Source organism: Sphingomonas sp. (assembly GCF_036387535.1).
GTDB lineage: Bacteria > Pseudomonadota > Alphaproteobacteria > Sphingomonadales > Sphingomonadaceae > Sphingomonas_R.
Map to the genome: position 1 here is coordinate 1 of NZ_DASVTO010000075.1, position 2,155 is coordinate 2,155.

Genomic DNA, 2,155 nt, shown 5'->3' on the forward strand with positions numbered 1-2,155 from the left:
GATGCGGATCGCCAGGATGCGCAGGCGGAACTGACCGCCTTCGCCCCCACGCCGCGCGTGCCGCTGCCCTTCCCCTCGATCGTCGTGGCGTCCAGCGACGATCCCTGGGTGTCGATCGAACGCGCACACAGCATGGCCGCCGATTGGGGCAGCCATTTTGTCGAGGCCGGGCCGCAGGGGCATCTGAACGCCGCCAGCGGCATCGGCTGGTGGCGCGAAGGCCAGGACCTGCTGGAACGCGTCATCGCCGCCAGCAGCGACGCGAAAGGCCGCGCGCGCAGCCCCGGCGACGCCCGCTCCGTCCTCGCGATCAACGCCACCGACGCGGCGCACGCGCATTATCTGGGCGGCTGAGCCGGCCTCAGGCGTCCGGCAGGCGTGGACGGCGCGCGCCCGATCGGCTGATGATGATATCCAGCGTGGTTTCCAGCTGGATCAGCCGTTCGCGCGTGTCGATCGATTGCCGGCGCGCGTCCTCAGCGACCTGCAAGGCCTGGTCGACCTTGTGTTGCAACAGCGCCGCCTGCTGAAGCGCCCGCAAGGCATCCTGCCAAAAGCTCATGCGGCTGGGCGCAGGCCGAGGTACGCGGCCACACGGTCCCAGTCGATGTCGGGGCGCGCCTCCATGTCGGCTCGTACTTTCGCGCGATAGTCCGTCTCGTCGAAGGCATTCGCGCGACTTCGGATTTCCGAGAGCCGCGATAGCGAAGCCTCGGTCGCGGCATTGGCCCGTTCAAGTTGCGCCAGCAGATCTTTCATCAAGAGCGCTTCGGTGGCCGTAGGTTCGGTGTAGCGTTCGGCCGCGGTACGCATGAAATCGCTGACGGTCATGTCTGCGGCGCGAGCATTCGCCGCGATCCGCTTTTTTTCACCTTCGGACACCAGCACGACCACGCGGCGGCTGCGAACGTCCGATGCTTGCGATGCCATGCGCGCCTCCTTCAAAACAGGCACATGGCATGCACATGTCAGCGGATCAAGCCCGCGCCTCCGCCACCCCGCCCGAATTGTGCCGCAGCGCGCTCAGCACCGTGTTGACAATCGCTGCGGCGTCCAGCTTGGCGGCGGCATATTGCACGTCCGGCTTGTCGTGGTCCTGGAACACGTCCGGAAGGCGCATCGTGCGCAGCTTCAGCCCCCCATCGATCAGCCCCTCGTCGCTGGCTAGCGTCAGGACGTGTGCGCCCAGCCCGCCGACGGCGCCTTCCTCGATCGTCACCGCGACTTCGTGGGTGGTCAGCAGGCGGCGGATCATCGCTTCGTCCAGCGGCTTGGCGAAGCGCAGGTCGGCGACCGTCGTCGACAGCCCCTTGGCCTCCAGCACTTCCGCCGCCTTTAGCGCTTCCGCCAGCCGCGTGCCCAGCGACAGGATCGCCACCGTCTTGCCCTCGCGCACGATCCGGCCTTTGCCGATCGCCAGCCGTTCGGGCGTTGCGGGCAACGCGACGCCGGTGCCGTTGCCACGCGGATAGCGCACCGCGATCGGCCCGCTGTCATGGCACACCGCGGTGTGCGTCATGTGGACCAGTTCGGCTTCGTCCGCCGCCGCCATCACCACGAAATTGGGCAAGGTCGCCAGATAGGTGACGTCGAACGATCCGGCATGGGTCGCGCCATCCGCCCCGACCAGCCCGGCGCGATCGATCGCGAAGCGCACCGGCAGGTTCTGGATCGCCACGTCGTGGACGACCTGGTCATAGGCGCGTTGCAGGAAGGTCGAATAGATCGCGCAGAACGGCCGCATCCCCTGCGCGGCCAGCCCGGCGGCAAAGGTCACCGCATGCTGCTCGGCGATCCCCACGTCGAAGAACCGCTCGGGATAGGCGCTGGCGAACCCGTCCAGCCCGGTGCCGGATGGCATCGCCGCGGTGATCGCGCAGATCCGCGGATCGCTGGCCGCTTCCGTGACCAGCGCGGCGCCGAACACGTTCTGATACGCAGGAGGCCCCGGCGGCGCCTTGGCCTGGGTGCCGGTGATGACGTCGAATGTCTGGACGCCGTGATATTTGTCGGCCGCGGCCTCCGCCGGGGCATAGCCCTTGCCCTTCTTGGTCACGACATGGACCAGGATCGGGCCTTCCTCGGCATCGCGGACGTTTTCCAGGACCGGGATCAGATGGTCCAGATTATGCCCGTCGACCGGTCCGACATAATA

At 67.6% G+C, this 2,155-nt stretch carries 4 protein-coding genes; 1 reads left to right on the plus strand and 3 read right to left on the minus strand.

Annotated features, from left to right (window positions below; all coding sequences use genetic code 11):
• On the plus strand, positions 1-354 hold a 354-nt coding region (locus VF649_RS06885; RefSeq protein ID WP_331011222.1), incomplete at its 5' end, for an RBBP9/YdeN family alpha/beta hydrolase.
• Between the two features lie 7 nt (positions 355-361).
• Here the strand turns inward: VF649_RS06885 and VF649_RS06890 are convergent.
• The 3 genes from VF649_RS06890 to VF649_RS06900 all read right to left on the minus strand — a co-directional run.
• Positions 362-562 (minus strand): hypothetical protein, encoded by a 201-nt coding sequence (locus tag VF649_RS06890; RefSeq protein WP_331011223.1) that lies wholly within the window; start codon positions 560-562, stop codon positions 362-364.
• Entirely contained in the window at positions 559-930 is a 372-nt protein-coding gene (locus VF649_RS06895; RefSeq protein ID WP_331011224.1) for a plasmid mobilization protein, read from the minus strand. Before VF649_RS06895 ends, VF649_RS06890 begins: the two co-directional genes overlap by 4 nt.
• A gap of 46 nt (positions 931-976) precedes the next feature.
• On the minus strand, positions 977-2,155 hold a 1,179-nt coding region (locus tag VF649_RS06900; protein ID WP_331011225.1), incomplete at its 5' end, for a 1-deoxy-D-xylulose-5-phosphate synthase.